At 72.1% G+C, this 18,574-nt stretch carries 17 protein-coding genes; 7 read left to right on the top strand and 10 right to left on the bottom strand.

What is annotated here, in order from left to right; all coding sequences use genetic code 11:
* Positions 1-4: 4 nt before the first annotated feature.
* The 3 genes from ABD292_RS44945 to ABD292_RS44935 are packed head-to-tail and all read right to left on the bottom strand — an operon-like array spanning position 5 to position 3,706.
* Positions 5-844, bottom strand: coding sequence for an alpha/beta fold hydrolase (locus ABD292_RS44945; protein ID WP_344218825.1), 840 nt, complete (start codon positions 842-844; stop codon positions 5-7).
* Between the two features lie 23 nt (positions 845-867).
* Entirely contained in the window at positions 868-2,121 is a 1,254-nt protein-coding gene (locus tag ABD292_RS44940) for a cytochrome P450 (RefSeq protein WP_344218823.1), read from the bottom strand.
* A 43-nt stretch (positions 2,122-2,164) separates the two neighbouring features.
* Positions 2,165-3,706 (bottom strand): GMC family oxidoreductase, encoded by a 1,542-nt coding sequence (locus tag ABD292_RS44935; RefSeq protein WP_344218821.1) that lies wholly within the window; start codon positions 3,704-3,706, stop codon positions 2,165-2,167.
* Between the two features lie 149 nt (positions 3,707-3,855).
* Here ABD292_RS44935 and ABD292_RS44930 point away from each other — a divergent pair, with 149 nt between their 5' ends.
* Positions 3,856-5,391, top strand: a complete 1,536-nt coding sequence (locus ABD292_RS44930; protein ID WP_344218819.1) for a long-chain-fatty-acid--CoA ligase — start codon at positions 3,856-3,858, stop codon at positions 5,389-5,391.
* A 107-nt stretch (positions 5,392-5,498) separates the two neighbouring features.
* Positions 5,499-5,624: a hypothetical protein gene (locus ABD292_RS44925; protein ID WP_344218817.1), complete on the top strand. Its 126-nt coding sequence runs from the start codon at positions 5,499-5,501 to the stop codon at positions 5,622-5,624.
* Between the two features lie 10 nt (positions 5,625-5,634).
* Here the strand turns inward: ABD292_RS44925 and ABD292_RS44920 are convergent, their stop codons facing one another.
* A complete protein-coding gene (locus tag ABD292_RS44920) occupies positions 5,635-6,405 on the bottom strand; it encodes a TetR/AcrR family transcriptional regulator (RefSeq protein WP_344218815.1) in 771 nt (256 codons plus the stop codon).
* 113 nt (positions 6,406-6,518) lie between these two features.
* Here ABD292_RS44920 and ABD292_RS44915 point away from each other — a divergent pair, with 113 nt between their 5' ends.
* A complete protein-coding gene (locus ABD292_RS44915; protein WP_344218813.1) occupies positions 6,519-7,433 on the top strand; it encodes a zinc-binding dehydrogenase in 915 nt (304 codons plus the stop codon).
* Between the two features lie 30 nt (positions 7,434-7,463).
* Here the strand turns inward: ABD292_RS44915 and ABD292_RS44910 are convergent, their stop codons facing one another.
* The 4 genes from ABD292_RS44910 to ABD292_RS44895 form a co-directional block, all read right to left on the bottom strand.
* On the bottom strand, positions 7,464-8,723 hold the full coding sequence (locus tag ABD292_RS44910; RefSeq protein ID WP_344218811.1) for a class I SAM-dependent methyltransferase: 1,260 nt from the start codon (positions 8,721-8,723) through the stop codon (positions 7,464-7,466).
* 4 nt (positions 8,724-8,727) lie between these two features.
* Positions 8,728-10,077 carry an FAD-binding oxidoreductase gene (locus ABD292_RS44905; protein ID WP_344218809.1) on the bottom strand — a complete coding sequence of 450 codons (1,350 nt, stop codon included), beginning with the start codon at positions 10,075-10,077 and terminating at the stop codon, positions 8,728-8,730.
* 131 nt (positions 10,078-10,208) lie between these two features.
* Positions 10,209-11,192 carry an NAD(P)-dependent oxidoreductase gene (locus tag ABD292_RS44900; RefSeq protein WP_344218807.1) on the bottom strand — a complete coding sequence of 328 codons (984 nt, stop codon included), beginning with the start codon at positions 11,190-11,192 and terminating at the stop codon, positions 10,209-10,211.
* The gene (locus tag ABD292_RS44895; RefSeq protein WP_344218805.1) at positions 11,189-12,736 is read right to left on the bottom strand and encodes a serine/threonine-protein kinase; all 1,548 of its coding nucleotides are present in this window, start codon (positions 12,734-12,736) and stop codon (positions 11,189-11,191) included. The genes ABD292_RS44900 and ABD292_RS44895 overlap by 4 nt, the downstream gene beginning before the upstream one ends.
* A gap of 119 nt (positions 12,737-12,855) precedes the next feature.
* Here ABD292_RS44895 and ABD292_RS44890 point away from each other — a divergent pair, with 119 nt between their 5' ends.
* Both ABD292_RS44890 and ABD292_RS44885 read left to right on the top strand, forming a co-directional pair.
* Positions 12,856-13,977 (top strand): CaiB/BaiF CoA transferase family protein, encoded by a 1,122-nt coding sequence (locus tag ABD292_RS44890; RefSeq protein ID WP_344218803.1) that lies wholly within the window; start codon positions 12,856-12,858, stop codon positions 13,975-13,977.
* The gene (locus ABD292_RS44885) at positions 13,974-15,128 is read left to right on the top strand and encodes a cytochrome P450 (RefSeq protein ID WP_344218801.1); all 1,155 of its coding nucleotides are present in this window, start codon (positions 13,974-13,976) and stop codon (positions 15,126-15,128) included. The genes ABD292_RS44890 and ABD292_RS44885 overlap by 4 nt, the downstream gene beginning before the upstream one ends.
* Positions 15,129-15,147: 19 nt before the next feature.
* Here ABD292_RS44885 and ABD292_RS44880 read toward each other — a convergent pair whose 3' ends face one another.
* Positions 15,148-15,600 carry a GyrI-like domain-containing protein gene (locus ABD292_RS44880; protein ID WP_344218799.1) on the bottom strand — a complete coding sequence of 151 codons (453 nt, stop codon included), beginning with the start codon at positions 15,598-15,600 and terminating at the stop codon, positions 15,148-15,150.
* A 97-nt stretch (positions 15,601-15,697) separates the two neighbouring features.
* On the opposite strand from ABD292_RS44880, the gene ABD292_RS44875 reads away from it, so the two are divergent.
* Entirely contained in the window at positions 15,698-17,137 is a 1,440-nt protein-coding gene (locus tag ABD292_RS44875; protein ID WP_344218797.1) for a GuaB1 family IMP dehydrogenase-related protein, read from the top strand.
* 9 nt (positions 17,138-17,146) lie between these two features.
* Here the strand turns inward: ABD292_RS44875 and ABD292_RS44870 are convergent, their stop codons facing one another.
* Positions 17,147-17,908, bottom strand: a complete 762-nt coding sequence (locus tag ABD292_RS44870; RefSeq protein ID WP_344218795.1) for an SDR family NAD(P)-dependent oxidoreductase — start codon at positions 17,906-17,908, stop codon at positions 17,147-17,149.
* A 77-nt stretch (positions 17,909-17,985) separates the two neighbouring features.
* Here ABD292_RS44870 and ABD292_RS44865 point away from each other — a divergent pair, with 77 nt between their 5' ends.
* Positions 17,986-18,360 (top strand): FKBP-type peptidyl-prolyl cis-trans isomerase, encoded by a 375-nt coding sequence (locus ABD292_RS44865; protein WP_344218793.1) that lies wholly within the window; start codon positions 17,986-17,988, stop codon positions 18,358-18,360.
* The last annotated feature ends 214 nt before the right edge of the window (positions 18,361-18,574 follow it).

The raw sequence follows: 18,574 nt of genomic DNA, 5'->3' as shown, positions 1-18,574 counted from the left end.
AGGGTCAGGCGGGCCCGAGCCAGTCGAGGATCAGCCGGTTGACCTCGTCCGGCCGCTCCAGGTGCAGGAAGTGGCCCGCGTCCGCCACGATCTCGGCTCGCGACCCGCCGGGCAGGTGCGCGACGGCGTCCTTGACGAGCCCGGCGCCCAGGCAGCCGTCCTGGGCGCCGTGCAGGTAGAGCACGGGCCCGCGCGCCTCCGGACCCGGCTCGGGGTAGCGGCCGGAGGGCGGGGTGGTGCCGAGCATCGCCCGGTAGTAGCCGATGGCCGCCGCGAGGTTGGCCGGGTCGTCGAGCAGGCTGCGGCGGACGAAGGCGAGGTCCTGGGCGGCGTCGTACCCCGGTGACCAGTCGCGCCAGAGGCCCTCGAGGAAGCCGGGGGCCGCCGCGGCGGTCTCGGCCAGCGTGGTCTGGAACAGGAAGATGTAGAACGAGCGCCGGAGCTGCTCGTAGTCGAAGAAGGAGCCGGCCAGCGCGCCCGGCGGCGGCACCGCCAGCGCGACGGCCCGGCGGAAGCGGCCGGCGCACTGGTGGACGGGGAAGGCGCCCCAGTCGTGCCCGATGACGACGGCGTCCGCGCCGCCGCCCAGCTCCTCGTGCAGCGCGAGGACGTCGGCGGCCAGCGCCGCCCCCTCGTACGCCCCGTCGGCCGGGATCTCGGTGGGCGCGTAGCCGCGCAGGAACGGCGCGACCGCCCGGTAGCCCTGCTCGGCCAGCGCCGGCATCAGGTGCCGCCAGGTGTGCGCGGTGTCGGGGAAGCCGTGCAGGCACAGCGCGAGCGGCCCGTCCCCCAGGGTCAGATACGCGAACTCCAGCCCGTTGGCGTGGACAGTCCTGATCTCCATGACTGCGAAACCTAGCATTCGGGTCAGACGGTATAGCGCAGGTGCTTGACGCCGTTGATGAAGTTGGACAGCAGGAAGTCCGGCTCGCCTGCCGCGCGGATGCCGGGCAGACGGGTGAACAGCTCGCGGAACATCACCGTCATCTCCCTGCGCGCCAGGTGGGCGCCGAGGCAGTAGTGCGGGCCGGGGCCGCCGAAGCCGACGTGCGGGTTGGGGTCGCGGGTGATGTCGAACGTGTCGGGGTGGTCGAAGACCGCTTCGTCGCGGTTGGCGGAGTTGTAGAAGAGCAGCACCTTGTCGCCCTTCTTGTACGCCGTCCCGTTCATCTCGTGGTCGCGGGTGAGCGTCCGCCGGAACTGGATGACCGGGGTCGCGTAGCGGACGATCTCGTCGCAGGCGGCCACGATGTGCCCGTCGAAGTTCGCGAGGAGCAGCTCGCGCTGCTCGGGATGGTCGGTGAGCAGCTTCAGCCCGTAGGCGATGGCGTTCCTGGTGGTCTCGCTGCCGGCCACCACGAGCAGGATGAAGAACGACCCCAGCTCCTGCGACGACAGCCGCTCCTCGCCGTTGACCAGCAGGCTGACGAGGTCGCCCGTGGGCCGCTTGCGCCGCTCGTCGCCGAGGCGGGCGGCCAGCCGGTTGAGCGAGTAGCCGGCGTGCAGCAGCTTGGCCAGGCCGCGGGCCACGTTGAGCCGGCCGAAGTCGGGCGACAGGCCGGTGTACTCGGGGTCGGCGTTGCCGAGGATGACGTTGGTGCGCCGCAGCACCATGTCGTGGTACTGGGCGGGGATGCCCATCATGTCGCAGATGACGCGGACCGGGAGCCGGGCCGCGATCTGGGTGACGAAGTCGCCCGGCCCCTCCTCGACGGCCCGGTCCACGATCTCTGCGGCGGCCCGCGCGAGGTCCTCCTCCATCTTGGCGAGGATGCGCGGGGTGAAGGCGCGGGAGACGATCCGCCGCAGCCTGGCGTGCCGCGGATCGTCCATGTTGATCATCGACCCGAAGTACACGCTGAGCCAGCGCGGCATGTCCGGGATGCTGTTGGAGCACGGCTCGCTGCTGAAGACGGCCGCGTTCCTGCTGGCCTCGGTCACGTCGGCGTGGCGGACGAGGGCGTAGTAGCCCGGCCCGCCGCCGACGAACGGCACGGCCTGCTCGCGCACGAACACCGGGTGATCGAGCGCGCGCAGCCGGCGGAAGGCCTCCATGCGCTCGGCCTGCGGCAGGGCCCAGAACGGGATGTGCGACAGGTCGACGTCGGTGGACAGGGTCATACCCACCAACATTGTGCAAGTGACCACTTACGTCAAGGGTCGCTCACTTTCGCCCGAGGATCAGATCCGCCCCCTTCTCGCCGATCATGATGGCCGGGGCGTGCGTGTGGCCGCGGTTGAGCGTCGGCATGATCGACGCGTCCGCGACGCGCAGCCCCTCGACGCCGCGCACCCGCAGCGACGGGTCCACGACCGAGCCCTCGTCGGCCCCCATCCGGCAGGTGCCGACCGGGTGGTAGAGGGTCTCGGCGCGCTCGCGCACCCACTGGGCCAGCTCCTCGTCGCTCTCCGGCCCCCAGTAGGGGTCCATCGGCCCGCCCGCGTACGGCCGCATCGCCGAGGTCGTGAACACCTGCTTGGCCGCCTTCAGCCCGGCGACCAGCCGCCGCACGTCGGCCTCCGCGCTCAGGTAGTTGGGGTCGATGACCGGGTCGCGGCCGTTCAGCGTGATCCGGCCGCGGCTCTCCGGCTGCAGCAGCACCACGCCCACGGTCAGGCCGTGCCCGGTCGCCGGGACGAGGCCGTGCTCCACGAACGGGACCGGCGCGAAGACCAGCTCGATGTCCGGCGCGGGCTCCTCGGGCGAGGTGCGCAGGAACGCGACCGCCTCGCCGACGTTCGTGGTGAGCATGCCGGAGCGCAGCACGAGGAAACGCAGCAGGTTGCCGATGGACTCGGCCTTGGTGAGCGTGACCGGCTGGAGACAGGTGACGTACACGCCGGAGGCGAGGTGGTCCTGGAGGTTCCCGCCGACCTCGGGTAGGTCGTGCACGACCTCGACGCCGGCCGCGCGCAGCTCGTCGGCCGCGCCCACGCCCGAGCGCATGAGCAGGTGCGGCGAGCCGATCGCGCCCGCGGCCAGGACGACCTCGCGCCGCGCCCGCAGCTGCGCGCCGCCGTGCTCGATCCCCACCGCCCTGCGGCCGTCGAACAGCACCCGCTCGACGGTCACCCCGGTGATCACGGTGAGGTTGGACCGCTTGAGCGCCGGGCGCAGGTAGGCGTCGGCCGAGCTCCAGCGCCGGCCGCGGTACTGCGTGACGGGGGTCGGGCAGTAGCCCTCGTTGGAGGGGCCGTTCAGCTCGCGCAGCCGCTGATACCCCAGCTCCTCGCAGGCGCGCAGGAACGCGGCCGTGGTGACGTTGGGGCTGCGCAGCTCGGAGACGTGCAGCGGGCCGCCGGTGCCGTAGACGCCGCCCTCGTTGCTGCCGATCCGGTGCTCGGCCCTGGTGAAGTACGGCAGCACGTCCGCGTAGGACCAGCCGGGCACCTCCCACTGGTCGTAGTCGCGGGCGCAGCCGCGCACCCACATCTGGGCGTTGAGCGAGGACGAGCCGCCGACGACCCGGCCGCGCGGCCAGTAGAGCTCCCGGCCGGACAGCTCGTCCTGCTTGGCCGTGGTGTAGTTCCAGTCGTAGTCGGTCTTGAAGAGCTTGGCGAAACCCGCGGGCATGCGGATCTCCAGCTTGTCGTCCTGGCCGCCCGCCTCGACCAGGGCCACAGACACGCCCGGATCGGCCGACAGCCGGTTGGCCAGCACGCAGCCCGCCGAGCCGGCGCCCACGATCACGTAGTCGTACTCCATGGTTCCCTCCATGGGGGCAAGTAATTGACTACTTGCTTACGCCACGCGACCGGGGGCCGTCCATATCCAGTTGTAACCTGCGTTACCTACCGGTCGGTATGCCCATGCTGCGAAGATGGCGCGAAAGCCGGCTAGAGGAGGAAGGCGTCATGCTGAACTTGTCGATCGTCCTGGAGGACAGCGCCAGGAACAACCCGGACGGCACGGCCATCGTCTTCGGTGACATGCGGCTGCCGTACTCGATGATCGACACGGTGGCCAACCAGGTGGCGAACCTGCTGGTGTCGCGCGGCATCCGCAAGGGCGACAAGGTCGCGCTGGCCTGCCCCAACCTGCCGTACTTCCCGTTCGTCTACTACGGCATCCTCAAGGCCGGAGCGACCGTGGTGCCGCTCAACGTGCTGCTGCAGTCCCGCGAGATCGCCTACCACCTCGACGACAGCGACGCCAAGGCGCTGTTCTGCTTCGAGGGCACGCCCGAGCTGCCGCTCGGCGAGCGCGGCAAGGCCGGCTTCGAGGCCGCCGAGGGCTGTGAGCACTTCTTCGTGCTGCCCGCCACCCCGCTCGCCACCGAGTCGGAGTACGGCGAGTCGTTCTGGGCGGCGCTCGGCGGCATGGCGGCCATGTTCGAGACCGTGCAGACCGCACCCGACGACACCGCGGTCATCCTCTACACCTCCGGCACCACGGGCCAGCCCAAGGGCGCCGAGCTCAGCCACCAGAACATGCTGATGAACGCCATCGTCAGCGACCGCATGTTCCCGGCCACCGAGGGCGGCGACGTCTACCTGGGCGTGCTTCCGATGTTCCACTCCTTCGGCCAGACCACCGTCATGAACACCGGGTTCCTGCGCGGCGCGACCGTCGTGCTCATGCCGCGCTTCGAGCCGGGCGAGGCCCTGGAGCTCATGCGCAAGGAGGGCGTGACGTTCTTCGCGGGCGTCCCCACCATGTACTGGGGCATGCTCACCAAGATCCACGCCGAGGGCGCCGAGGTGCCGGACACGCTGCGGATCGCGGTGGCGGGCGGCGCGTCCTCGCCGGTCGAGGTGCTGAAGGACTTCGAGCAGACCTTCGGCATCGGCATCCTGGAGGGCTACGGCCTGTCGGAGACCTCGCCGGTGGCGAGCTTCAACCAGCCGGGCCGGCCGGCCAAGCCGGGCACCATCGGCACCCCCATCTGGGGCGTGGAGATGAAGCTCGTGGACGGCGACTGGAAGACGGTCGAGGGCGAGGGCCCCGGCGAGATCGCCATCCGCGGCCACAACGTCATGAAGGGCTACTACGGCCGCCCCGAGGCCACCGCCGAGGTCATGCGGGACGGCTGGTTCCGCACCGGCGACATCGCCACGCGCGACGCCGACGGCTACTACGCCATCATCGACCGCGCCAAGGACATGATCATCCGTGGCGGCTTCAACGTCTACCCGCGCGAGCTCGAAGAGGTCCTCATGACCCACGAGGCCGTCTCGCTGGCCGCCGTGGTGGGCGTGACGCACGAGTCGCACGGCGAGGAGATCAAGGCGTACGTCATCAGGACGCCGGGCGCCACGATCACCGAGGACGAGCTCATCGCCTGGTGCAAGGAGAACATGGCGGCCTACAAGTATCCGCGGATCATCGAGTTCCGTGACGCGCTGCCGATGACGGCCACGGGCAAGATCCTCAAGCGCGAGCTGCGCTGACCTTCGCCCCCCGGAAGGCGGACGCCGGTCGCGGCGTTCGCCTTTCGGCCGTGCTGATTGTAATCTTGCGGTAACCGCATGCAACCGAGCACGGCAAAGGAGGTCGCGTGGGCCGCCACGAGAAGCCCCACACCCCCAAGGACCAGCCAGAAGAGGGCAAGGAAACGCCCAGGCCGGCCGAGCTGCGGCCGAGCCGCGGCAAGCACGCCGCTCCGGCCGAGGACCCGGAGTGACCCTCTCCCTCTAGCGGTCCTCCGGCACGCGGGCCGCCACCTCGGCGCGGAGGTGGCGGCCATCCTCTCCGTCCCCCAGCAGCGCCAGGGCCAGGCTCCGCACCGAGCGGGTGAACCTGCGCGGGTCCTCCGGCGGCGTCACGTGCCGGATCAGCGCCCCGTCGAAGACCGCCAGCAGGGCGTGGGCCACGAAGCCCGCGTCCAGCTCCGGGCGGGCCTCCGCGATGAGGGTGCTGAGGTGCCCGTGCCAGGAGCGGTAGCTCGGGTCGTCGTACTTGTCCTCGGCGCACGCCTGCTCGTGCGCCGCCAGCAGGATCGCGTTCCCCTCGGCGATCGCGCCCAGGCCGTCGAGGAAGGCGAGCAGCCGGTCACGGGCCGGCGCGCCGGGGCCGAGCGGCGGCGGGCCGCCCGCCACCGCCTCCCGCAGGTCCTTCGAGCGCTCCTCCAACAGCGCCTGCAGCAGCCCGGCCCGGCTGCCGAACCGCCGGAACACCGTGCCCTTCCCGACCCCGGCCAGCGCCGCGACCCGGTCGATGGACACGTGGTCGCCGCCGCCCTCCGCCAGCAGCCGCTCGGTCGCCCGCAACACCGCCACCCGATTACGCGCGGCATCCCCCCGCTCCACCCGCCCGCCCCCGGCACCGACCCGCTCCGCCCGCTCACGCCCGGCGCCGACTCGCTCGCGCCCGGCACCGACCCGCTCCGTCCGGTCGCGCGGGGCGCCGACTTGCTCCGCCCGGTCGCGCGTGGCGTCGAGTTGCTCCGTCCGCCCGTCTGTCATGACGTCCTTCCTCCCCCTCATTGTCGCGGACCGTCGGTCCGTTTATGCTAGCGTGCATACCCATCCGGACCGACGGTCCGCTTACCCTTCGCCGCCAAGGAGGCAGCTCGACCATGCGCGCTCTCGTCACCGATCCCGACGCTCCCGGCGCCCTGCGCCTCGGCACCGCGCCCGAGCCGGAGCCAGGTCCCGGCCGGCTCGTGCTCGACGTCCACCACGTCTCGCTCAACCGCGGCGAGGTCATCGGCGCCGCCGGCCGCCCGCCCGGCACCGTCCACGGGTTCGACGCGGCCGGGACCGTCCGGCAGGCGGCGACGGACGGCACCGGCCCGGCCGCAGGCACGCGCGTGGTGGCGTTCGGGGAGGGGGCGTGGGCGCAGCGGATGGCGGTGGACGTCACGGCCGTGGCCGCCGTCCCCGACGGCGTGGACCTGGCCGCCGCCGCCGCGCTCCCGATGGCCGGCCTCACCGCGCTGCGCACCCTGCGCACCCGCCCCATCCTCGGCCGCCGCGTGCTCGTCACCGGCGCCGCGGGCGGCGTCGGCCGCTACGCGGTCCAGCTCGCCGCGCTCGGCGGCGCGCACGTCATCGCCTCGGTCGGCTCCCCGTCCCGTGCCGCCGGCCTGGCCGAACTCGGCGCGGCCGAGGTGGTGATCGGCCTGGACGGCGTCGGCGAGCCCGTGGACCTGATCCTCGACAACGTCGGCGGCCCTCAGCTCGCCGCCGCCTGGCAGTTGCTCGCGCCCGGCGGCGACATCCAGGCCATCGGCTGGGCCTCGGGCGAGCCTGCTGTCCTCGCGCCGTACTCGCTGTTCTCGCTCGGCCCGGCGAAGACGGTGAGCTCGTTCGGCGACGTACGCGAGCCGGGACCCGACCTCGCCACGCTGCTCGCCTTCGTGGCGTCGGGCCGGCTGTCGCCGGAGGTGAGCTGGCGGGGGTCCTGGGAACGGGTCGGTGAGGCCGCCACGGCGCTGCTGGAGCGGCGCGTCGCGGGAAAGGCCGTCCTCGACGTCACCCAGGCGCCGTGAAGGACGGCCTCCCGGCCGCGGGCGGAAAGGTCAGGGCCAGTCGCGGGCCGGGCGCAGCGGCATGCCGGAGCGGCCCTGGTCGTCCAGCTTGACCGCCAGCACCTGGTGGAGCTGGACCTTGTTGCGCTCGAAGCCCACGATGCAGCCGGCCATGTACAGCGCCCAGACGCGGGCGGTGCCCATGCCGACCTCCTGGACCGCGTCCTCCCAGTTGGCGTCGAGGTTGTCGCACCAGTGGCGGAGGGTCTTGGCGTAGTGCTCGCGGAGGTTCTCCTCGTGGCGGATCTCGAAGCCGAGGTCCTCCATCTGGCGGATCAGCCAGCCCACTGACTCCAGCTCGCCGTCGGGGAAGACGTAGCGGTTGATGAAGCCGCCCTTGTTGAAGGTCTTCTCCTTGCCCGTCGGGCGGGTGATGCAGTGGTTGAGCAGCCGGCCGCCCGGCTTGAGCTTGCCGTACAGGAACTCGAAGTACGCCGGCACGTTGTCCTTGCCGATGTGCTCGGTCAGGCCGATGGAGCTGACCGCGTCGAAGCCGGTCTCCCGTACGTCGCGGTAGTCCATGAAGCGGACCTCGGCGAGGTCCTGCAGCCCCTCGTCGGCGATGGCCTTCTGCGCCCACTCGGCCTGCTGCTTGCTCAGCGTCACGCCGAGCGCCTTGACGCCGTAGTGCTTGGCGGCGTGGATGACCATGCCGCCCCAGCCGCAGCCGACGTCGAGCAGGCGCATGCCCTCCTTGAGGCCGAGCTTGCGCGCCACCAGGTCGAACTTGGCGAACTGGGCCTCCTCAAGTGAGGAGCTCTCCTCGGGGAAGGCCGCGCAGGTGTACGCCATCGACGGCCCGAGCACCCACCGGTAGAACCGGTTGGAGACGTCGTAGTGGTGGTGGATGGCCTCGGCGTCGCGCTGCTTGGCGTGCCGGGACCCCAGCCTGGCCAGCGTGCTCTGCCGCATCTCCTGCGGCGGGGGCGGGACCCGCATGAGCAGCGGCTTGACCCCGAGCGCCCGCACCGCGGCGACCTTCTCGGCGGTGCTCAGGTCGTTGGTGGTGATGTTCCACATGCGGTCGAGCAGGGTGTACATGTCGCCGTGCACGTCGATGTGGCCGGAAATGTAGGCTCTGGCCAGGCCCAGCTCCCCCGGGGCCTGCGCCAGGTAGGCCACCGCGATCGGCGACTTGACCTCGAGCGCGAGGTCGGCCGCGTCCGGCCCCGCCTTGCTGCCGTCGTAGGCCATGAACGCGATGTTGGCGTCCTTGCCGACGATTTTCTCGAAGATGGTTGCGAGAGCCATCGACTCACCTTCCCCGTACACACTTGTCGTACAGGTCCAGCAGGCGTCCGTTCGGGTCGTATTCCTGCTTGACCGGCCAGTAGGCATCGCCGTTGTACAACTGCCAGAACTGCTCGGGGTCGTAGAAGGACGTCGAGTAGAGCGACTTGTGGCCGTCGAGATCGTGCACGGCGTTCTCGATCAGCCGGTTGTAGTAACCGTCGAACTGTCCCCGTGGCAGCGGCACCATACCCCAGAAGCCGAAGTTGACGTACAGCCGGCCCGGCTCCAGGGGATAGAGCGGCCAGCGGGAGCCGGCCCGGAGCGGGCACATCCACACCGGGGTCATGCCCACCTTGTCGTGGAAGAACTCCAGGAACTCGGCGCCGCGCTCGACGGGCACCTCGACGTCCTGGATGACCGACTCGTGGACGGGCTGGTCGCGCCAGCGGTCGACGCGGGCGGTCACGCCGTACTTCCGGTCGAGCGCGACCAGGCGGCGGTAGACGTCGGAGCGCATCCAGCGGCGCGGCATGAGCGAGCGGACCACGGGCTGCTGCACGCCGAAGGCGCGCGAGCACCAGAACCAGTCGGTGTCCCAGCGCCACAGGTAGTCGTGGATGGTCAGCCAGTCGCGGTTGCGCTGCCTGATCGACTGGTAGTAGATGCGCATGCCGGTGTAGTCGGAGACGTAGGGCGCGCGCTCGGCGAAGCGGCCGAGGGTGATGTACATCTCGCCGGGGTCGAAGAAGACGCCGTCCACGAAGTCGACCCGCTCGCCGTCGTGGACCATGCTCTCGCAGATCTCCTGCATGGCGAGCATGCACTTGGCGGCGTCGGTGAACCTGACGTGGGTGAGATGCACGTACGGCTGGACCTTGCGGAGCTTGATCCTGATGCGCAGGGCGTAGCCGAGCGTGCCGTAGGAGTTGGGGAAGGAGCGGAACAGCTCGCGGTGCTCGTTGTCCTCGCGCGCCACGATCACCCGCCCGTCGCCGGTGAGGATCTCCAGCTCCTCGACCGACTCGTGGGGCAGGCCGTCCCTGAAGCTGGTCGACTCGATGCCGAGACCGGTGACGGCGCCGCCGAGCGTGATGGTCTTGAGCTGGGGCACCACGTACGGCATGAGCCCGTGCGGCAGCGTGGCCTCGACCAGGTGCTCGTAGGTGGTCATGCCCTGGACCTCGGCCGTCATGGTCTCGGGGTCCACGCTGATGACCTCGTCCAGGTCGCGTGCCGACAGCTTCGCGGTGCGGCCGGAGTCGCGGAACCTGAAGAGGTTCGACGTCGACTTGGCCAGCCGGGGCGCGGCGCCGCCGGGGATCTCCGCGTACGACTGCCTGATCTGCTCTACTGCCCGTCGGTGTGTCGACATCGTCGTCGTCACCAAAGCACCCCCTTGAGCTGGTAGAGATCGTCCGTCAGCACGGTATCTCCCGCTCGCGGCTCGGGCCAGACCGGGGTCGTTAAAGACACGAAAACTGTTTATCGTGCCAGGTGAATCCGTTATCGGGTAGTCATTCCCGTTGACTTCCTGCGGACCGTGGGCGGCAGGCCGTTCACCACGCCGGCCAGTTCGCGGCCCTCGACGGCGGCGCGGAGGTTGTCCACGACGGCGGTCAGCAGCCGGCCACTCGCCTCGGGGGTGACGCCCGCGACATGCGGGCTGAGCAGCACGTTCGGCAGCTCGCGCAGGGGGTCGCCGGGCGGCGGCGGCTCGGTCTCGAAGACGTCCAGCGCGGCCCCGGCCAGGTGGCCCGAGCGCAGCGCCCGCACCAGCGCGGCCTGGTCGACGACCTCGCCGCGGGCGGCGTTGACGAGCAGCGCGCCGGGCTTCATCAGGGCCGGGTCGACGAGGTGCGTGGTCTCCTCCGACAGCGCGATGACGACCATCACGACGTCGCTGCCCGCGAGGAGCGCGCCGAGGTCCTGGTAGGCGGGGTCCTCGCGGGGGGTGCGGGTCCAGAAGCGGACCTCGCAGCCGAGCGCGCGGAACAACTCGGCGCAGGCCACGCCGATCGGGCCGTACCCGACGACGCCGACGCTCCGGCCGCGCAGCTCGTACGGCCGCAGACTCTGCTGCGGCCACTCCCCGGCCCGCACGGCGGCGTCGCCCGCGACGAGCCGGCGCGCCAGCGCCAGGGCGGCCGCGAGGCACCATTCGGAGACGGCGACGGCGCTGACGCCCGGCGTGTTCGCCAGCGGCACCCCGGCCGCCGTCAGCGCGGCGAGGTCGTGGCCGTCCACGCCGACCGAGGGCTGCTGGACGAAGGCCAGCCGGGGCGCGGCGGCGACCGCCGCGCCGTCGAGGACGAGCGTGCCCGTCCAGTCGCCGAGCACGATCTCGGCGTCCGGCAGCGCCGCGAGGAGCGCGTCACGCTCGCGGGCGGCGGGCACCCGCACGTCCACCCGGTCGCCGAGCGGGGCGAGCAGGCTGCGGATGAACGTCTCGGGTAGCGGCGGCAGGGCGAGCAGGGTCCAGGGGCTCATGCCCTCACCGTAAAGCTGTTGATCACCTGCCGCATCAGCCGCTGGCTGCGCGCCCATTGGCCCTCCGCGACGGTCCAGGACAGCACGTAGGCCGTGTCGCCGACGACCACGGCCCTGCGCAGCTCGCGGTAGCGGGCGCCGGGCGTGACCCAGGGCGCGCCGCCCTCGGCGCCCGCCGTGTAGGTGAGCTCCCACTCCAGCGCCCTGACGCCTTGGTGGTCGACGGTGCGGCGGCCCCGGGTGACGACGTCCTCGGCGCTCTGCCGCAGCTCGTCGCGGGTGGTGATCATCAGCTCGGCGGGGTCGGTGCTGCTGTAGACGGCCTGCACCCCGAAGTGGGCGTTGCGGTCGCGGCGCGTCCACTCCGTGTACGCCTCCCGCCGCGCCCCCCGCCAGCCGTAGGGCCGCAGGATCGTCCAGCCGTCGGGCGATCGCCAGGCCCGTACGAGCGGCGCCGCCGCCCGCGTGACGCTCGGCCTGGCCGAGGGGGTCGCGCTGGGCGTGGGCGTGGCCGACGTCGGGACGGGGGTGAGCGGGGCGGTCGCGGCGGCGGGCGCGGTGCTGGCGCGCGGCGCGCCCTCGGCGGGCGTGGCGAACCTGAAGTAGCCGAACGTCCCCGCGCCGACCACCACGACGGCGACCGTGGCCGCCGCGAGCAGGGTCCGGCCCCGTCCGCCGCGCCCGCGCCTGGGCTCGTCGGCGTCGTCGTCGTAGGCGGGGCGGGAGGTGGCGGCGAGCTCGGTCAGCAGCCGGTCGGCCTCCTCGGCGCTCAGCCGCTGCTCGGGCTCCTTCTGCAGCAGGCCGCGGAGCACCGGGTGCATGGCGGGCGGGATGCGCCGGTAGTCGGGCTCCTCGTTGAGCAGCGCGTTGAGCGTGGCCATGGCCTCGCCCCGCTCGAACGGCGAGCGGCCGACCAGGCACGCGTACAGCGTCGCGCCGAGCGACCACAGGTCGGAGGCCGGTCCCGCGGCGTCGGCGCGCACCCGCTCGGGGGCGAGGAAGCTGGGCGAGCCGGTGACCATGCCGGTGCGGGTGAGCGAGGCGTCGCCCTCGACCGTGGCGATGCCGAAGTCGGTGAGCACCGCCCGGCCGTCCTCGGTCATGAGGATGTTGCTCGGCTTGACGTCCCGGTGCAGGATGCCGGCCTCGTGCGCGGCGCGCAGCGCCGACAGCACCTGGCGGCCGACGTCGGCGGCCTCGCGGATCGGCAGCGCGCCCGTGCTGAGCACGACCTGCTCGACCGTGGGGCAGCTCAGCAGCTCCATGACGATCCAGGGCCGGCCGCCCTCCTCGACGACGTCGTAGACGGCGACGACGCCGGGATGGTTGAGCTTGGCGGCGGTGCGGGCCTCGCGGACGGTACGCATGAGCTGACGTTCCCGGTCGCCGGCCGGCAGCCCGTCGGGCAGCACGACTTCCTTGATGGCCACCTGACGGTTCAGCAGCGTGTCCCGGCCTTCCCAGACCACGCCCATCCCCCCGCGGCCCAGCTCGCGCACTAACTCGTAGCGCCTGGCGATGAGCCGGTTGCTCTCCGATACCATGTCCGTCCCCTGTAGACCACCACGAACAGTGGGCAAGTTTCCCATACCTGATGGGGCACGCGAGGGAAGCTCGCGAAGGCTGCTTGCACCAGATGACCGAATGTTGTTCTACTGGGGGTATGACTGATGGACGTCGCGGCCCGCTGGCCGGTGTGCGCGTGCTGGAGCTCGCCGGGCTGGCCCCGGGGCCTTTCGCCGGGATGATGCTGGCCGACCACGGGGCCGAGGTGCTGCGGGTGGACCGGGTCAAGGCGGTCTCGGACCGGCCGCGCACGGATGTGATGGACCGTGGCAAGCGCTCGATCGGGCTGGATCTGAAGTCGCCCGAGGGCGTGGCCGCCTTCAAGGAGCTGGCGCGGCACGCCGACGTGGTGATCGAGGTGTTCCGGCCGGGCGTCGCGGAGCGGCTCGGCATCGGCCCCGACGACCTGCACGCCGTCAACGAGCGGCTGGTCTACGGCCGGATGACCGGCTGGGGCCAGGACGGGCCGCTGGCGTCCACGGCCGGCCACGACATCGACTACATCGCGATCTCCGGCGTGCTGTCGATGCTCGGCCGCGAGGGCGGCAAGCCCACCCCGCCGATCAACATCCTCGGCGACTTCGCCGGCGGCGGCCTCATGCTCGCCTACGGTGTGCTGCTGGCGCTGTTCGAACGGGAGCGCACCGGCAAGGGCCGGGTCATCGACGCGGCCATGGTGGACGGCGCGGCGGTCCTGTTCGCGATGTTCTACCAGGGCGTGCAGAGCGGCTTCTGGGGGCCGCGCGGCACGAACCTGCTCGACACCGGCGCCCCCCAGTACGACACGTACGAGACCGCCGACGGCGAGTACCTGGCGGTGGGCTCGCTGGAGCCGCAGTTCTGGAAGGCCATGGTCGAGCTCATGGGCCTGACCGACCTGCCCGACCGCGACGACCGGGCGCAGTGGCCCGCGCTGCGGGCCCGGCTCACCGAGGAGTTCAGGAAGCGGACCCGGGCCGAGTGGGAGAAGCTGTTCGACGGCTCGGACGCGTGCGTGTCGCCCGTGCTGTCCATGCCCGAGGCCGCCGCCCATCCGCACAACGTCGCCCGCGACTCCTTCACCGAGGTCGGCGGGCTCATCCAGCCCCGGCCCGCGCCGCGCCTGCTGGGCGTGCCCGAGCAGGACCTCTCCCCCGCCACCCGCCTGACGGACCTGTCCGACTGGGGCCTGTCGCAGGAGGAGGCGGACAAGCTACGCGGCCAAGGAGTCCTCGGGTGATCGTCGACCTGCTCGACGGCGACTTGTACGCCGGGGACCCTGCCCCGGTCTACGCCTGGCTGCGCGAGCACTCCCCCGTCCATCACGACGAGCCCAACGGCCTCTGGGGAGTCTCGCGGCACGCCGACGTCTCGGCCGTCGAGCGGGACCCGGGTCTCTGGACGAGCACCGGCGGCTACCGCCCGCAGCTCCCGTCCGAGCCGTCCATGATCGGCCTGGACGACCCCGAGCACGCGGCCCGCCGCCGCCTGATCTACCGCCGCTTCACCCCGCGCCACGTCCGCGACGCCTACGCAGAACAGGTGCGCGCGGTCGTCGCCGAGCAACTGGGCCGAGCCCTGGAGGAGGGCACGGTGGACGCGGTGGACGCGCTCGCGGCCCCGCTGCCGGCCCGGATGATCGGCCGGCTGCTCGGCTTCCCCGACGAGGACTGGCCGCGGCTCAAGCACTGGTCGGAGACGACGATCGTGTCGGGCGGCGGCCTGCGGTACGTCACCCACGACGCCGTGGTGGCGGCCGCCGAGTACGCCCAGGCCGTCCTGGAGCTGGCCGCCGAGCGCCGCGAACGCCCGCGCGAGGACCTGCTGTCGCTGTGGGCCGCGAGCCCCGACTACGACGACGAACGCCTGGCGAACGACGCGCTGCTGCTGCTCGACGGCGGCGCCGAGACCACCAGGACGGTGATCGCCACGGCCATCGACGCGCTGATCCGCCACCCCGACCAGTGGCGGCTGCTGCGCGCGGACCCCTCCCTGATGGAGAGGGCGGTCGAGGAGTTCATCCGGTGGACCACGCCGGTGCTCAACATGTGCCGGTCGGCCACCCGCGACACCGTCCTGCGCGGCACGCCGATCCCCCGGGGCGCGCAGGTGCTGCTGATGTACGGCTCCGCCAACCGCGACCCGGAGGTCTTCGACGACCCGGACGCCTTCGACGTGACGAGGAAACCCGGCGGGCACCTCGCCTTCGGCCTCGGCGCGCACTTCTGCCTGGGAGCAGCACTGGCCCGGCTGGAGCTGCGGATCTTCTTCGAGGAGTGGGTGGCGCGGGTGCGGGAGGCGGAATGGGCCGACGAGCGCGGCCCGCGCATCCTGCCGAACGCCTTCGTCAGGGGCGTGACGTCGTTCCCGATCTCACTGCGCGCCTGGTGAGCGCGCCCGCGGTGGCGCGCTAGATCGCGAGGTAGAGGTCGACGCCGTCGGGGTGGTGCACCTCGACGTCCGTCGTGAACGCGCGCGGCGGGACGCCGCCGGACTCGGTGTGCTTCCACACCCGCTGCCACGCCTCCACCAGCGCCTGGGGAAGCTGCCCCCGCGCCTCGACCAGCAGCGCCTGCCCGGCTGGCACGCGTACGGCCACCATGCCCTCGGGCAGCCGCGGCGCGGTGCGCACCCCGACGCCGACGATCTGGGTGTAGGCGCCGTTGTGGTCGCTCTCGTAGTCGGTCAAAACCGCGTAAAGGTTTTCGTCGATCCGCCCCGGCACGTGCGCGAAGACCCCCGGCGCGCCCGCGCGCTGCCACAGTGCGGGCAGTCTGGCGCGTGCCGGGTCCATCTCGTCGGCGTTGCTGGTGCGTACGACCCAGCCGACGACCGTCAGCTCGGCCCGCTCGGTGACGTTCACGGGACCCTCCCCCTCGCAAAAGTGTCCGGGCCGATCATAAGGCCCCCGCGAACGGGCAAACTCCAGGTGGAGCACATACGACATAAGATGGATGAACGTGAAATTTCTTAACGATGTCCAGCCTCGGCACGATCTGACCTACAGCGACGTGTTCATGGTCCCGTCGCGTTCCGCGATCGGATCACGGCTCGCGGTCGACCTGTCCACCGGCGACGGCACGGGCACCACCATCCCCCTCGTCGTGGCGAACATGACCGCGGTCGCCGGCCGCCGCATGGCCGAGACCGTGGCCAGGCGCGGCGGCATCGCCGTCATCCCGCAGGACATCCCCCTGGACGTCGTGGCGGACGTCGTCGCATGGGTGAAGGGCCGCGACCTCGTCCACGACACGCCCCTCACCCTCACCCCGCACGAGACCGTCGGCGAGGCGCTGCAACTGCTGCCCAAGCGGGCGCACGGCGCGGTCATCGTCGTGGACTGGGACAACCGGCCGGTCGGCGTCGTCACCGAGGCCGACTGCCAGGGCGTGGACATGTTCACGCAGCTCTCCAACGTCATGTCCAGCGAGCTGCTGACGCTGCCCGCCGGGCTCGACCCCCGGGAGGCGTTCGACCGGCTGCACGACGGCCGCCACCGCCTCGCGCCCATCGTGGACGGCGACGGCCGCCTGGTCGGCATCCTCACCCGCACCGGCGCCCTGCGCGCCACCCTCTACCAGCCCGCCGTGGACGACGGGGGACGGCTGCGCGTCGCCGCCGCCGTCGGCGTCAACGGCGACGTGGCCTCCAAGGCCAAGGAGCTGCTGGAGGCCGGCATCGACTGCCTGGTCGTGGACACCGCGCACGGCCACCAGGAGAAGATGATCTCCGCGCTGCGTGCCGTGCGGGCCCTCGACCCCGGCGTGCCCGTCGCGGCGGGGAACGTGGTGACCGCCGACGGCGTACGCGACCTCGTCGAGGCCGGGGCCGACATCCTCAAGGTCGGCGTGGGGCCGGGCGCGATGTGCACCACCCGGATGATGACCGGCGTGGGACGTCCCCAGTTCTCCGCCGTGCTGGAGTGCGCCGCCGAGGCCCGCCGGCTGGGCCGGCACGTGTGGGCGGACGGCGGCGTGCGCCACCCGCGCGACGTGGCGCTCGCCCTCGCCGCCGGGGCGTCCAACGTGATGATCGGGTCGTGGTTCGCGGGGACGTACGAGTCGCCCGGCGACACCCGCGTGGACGCCGACGGCCGCAAGTACAAGGAGAACTTCGGCATGGCCTCGGCGCGCGCGGTGCGGCTGCGGACGGCCGAGGACTCGGCGTTCGAGCGGGCCAGGAAGGCGCTGTTCGAGGAGGGCATCTCCACGTCCAGGATGTACCTGGACCCGAAACGGCCCAGCGTGGAGGACCAGATCGACGCGATCGTGGCGGGGCTGCGGTCGGCGTGCACGTACGCCGGGGCCTCGACCCTGGAGGAGTTCCACGAGCGGGCCGTGGTGGGCCTGCAGAGCTCGTCCGGGTACGCGGAGGGCATGCCCCTGCACACGAGCTGGTGAGCGCGTGGTTCAGGTGCGGCGCCAGCCTCCGGCCGCGTGGATGCCGCCGTCCACGTGCACGGTCGTGCCCGTGACGAACCTGGCCAGGTCCCCCGCCAGGAACACGGCCGCCCCCGCCGCCTCCACAGGCTCGCCCAGCCGCCCGAGGGGCGGGAGGCGTACCGGCTCGTAGGGCAGGGAGCCGTCGGCCAGCATGCGCTCCCGTACGCCCTCCTCGCCCTCGGTGGGCAGGGCGTCGGGCGCGATGGCGTTGACCCGGACGCCGCGCGGCGCCAGCTCCAGCGCCAGGGACCGGGTCAGGCTCTCCACGGCCGCCTTCATGGCCGCGTACACGGCGAACCCCGGCGCCGCCTGGTGCGCCTCGCTCGACGTCACGTTGATGATCGACGAGCCCGGCCGCATCAGCGGCAGCAGCCTGCGGATCATGGCCGTGAGCTGGGTGAAGTTCTCCTCGATCAACGCACGCTCGCCACGCGGCGACACGCTCTCGAACGGAGCGTGGAAGGTGCCGCCCGCGTTGTTGACCAGCACGTCCACCCGCCCCCAGCGCTCGCCCACCGCACGCGCGAACACCTCCGCCGCCACCGGGTCGCGCACGTCGAGCGTCATGGCCGGCTCCCCGAACGGCGGCTTGTCGCGGTCGCAGACGGCCACGTGCGCGCCGAAGGCGGCGAAGGTCTCGGCGACGGCCAGCCCGATGCCTCGGGCTCCCCCGGTGACGACGGCCACGCGGCCGGTGAGCAGGATCGCATCAGGACTCAGGGCGGCCATGAACGAGGACGATATCCCGAGCGCATAGAGTCGTCGGGTCCGAATCACACCATCAAGTCGCCGACAGGAGCACTTTCGTGGCACTCGAGAAGCCCGAGATCGACTTCCCCGGGGGCACCCCGCCCAAGGATCTTGAGATCGTCGACCTGGTCGAGGGCGACGGCCCCGAGGCCAAGCCCGGCCACAACGTCCGCGTCCACTACGTCGGCGTGGCCTTCTCCACCGGGGAGGAGTTCGACGCGTCCTGGAACCGGGGGGACGCCTTCGAGTTCCCGCTCGGCGGCGGGCGCGTCATCGCGGGCTGGGACCAGGGCGTCGCCGGCATGAAGGTCGGCGGACGGCGCAAGCTGGTCATCCCGCCGCACCTCGGCTACGGCAGCCGCGGCGCGGGCGCCGCCATCAAGCCGAACGAGACCCTCATCTTCGTCGTCGACCTGCTCGGCGTCAGGTAGGTCTCCGCCCGCCCACCGGCCGGCCCGTGACGGCCGGCCGGTGGGCGCCCGCGTCGCGGCCGGCCGGCGGGCGCCCGTCTCACGGCCGGCCGATGGGCGCCCGTCTCACGGCCAGCCGGTGGGCGCCCGTCTCACGGCCAGCCGGTGGGCGCCCGTCTCGGGCCGGCCGGTGGGCGCCCGGGAGGGCCCGGTAGGGAATGTCGGCCGCGTGAGG

The sequence above is a fragment of the Nonomuraea bangladeshensis genome (assembly GCF_039529455.1).
GTDB lineage: Bacteria > Actinomycetota > Actinomycetes > Streptosporangiales > Streptosporangiaceae > Nonomuraea > Nonomuraea bangladeshensis.
Note: the sequence above shows the minus strand (reverse complement) of the source record. Positions and strands in the feature narration are given on the sequence as shown.